At 40.1% G+C, this 314-nt stretch carries 1 pseudogene; it reads right to left on the bottom strand.

Going from position 1 to position 314, the window contains the following annotated elements:
• Positions 1-214 (bottom strand): annotated as a pseudogene (locus tag BCT81_RS04200) (DUF2786 domain-containing protein); the annotation flags it as partial.
• Between the last annotated feature and the right edge of the window lie 100 nt (positions 215-314).

Genomic DNA, 314 nt, shown 5'->3' with positions numbered 1-314 from the left:
GAATAACACGCAGCAGTGTTGAGCTGATATTTGCGGGTAATAGGTGCGTGGATTGAGTCTTGCCCATCTTGATAAATTCAATATCGTCTTTTTCGAGACCATATTTCAGCATCAAGTTATGCGCCATTTTGATTGCATTGGCAGCTTCATTGACGTTAGCAGAATTACCAAGCTCAAGACACTTAGCTATTTTCTTTAGGGCTTTTTTCTTATCATCGACTACTTAATCATTACCGCAAATTTTGAAAAGTCCGACATTTTACATGTTTTGGCGGGTAACAGAAAGCAAAACTCACTCAGTGGGCGAGTTGGGT

The organism is Vibrio sp. 10N.261.52.A1 (genome assembly GCF_002876325.1).
GTDB classification, from domain to species: domain Bacteria; phylum Pseudomonadota; class Gammaproteobacteria; order Enterobacterales; family Vibrionaceae; genus Vibrio; species Vibrio chagasii.
This window is presented reverse-complemented; position numbering and strand designations above follow the sequence as displayed.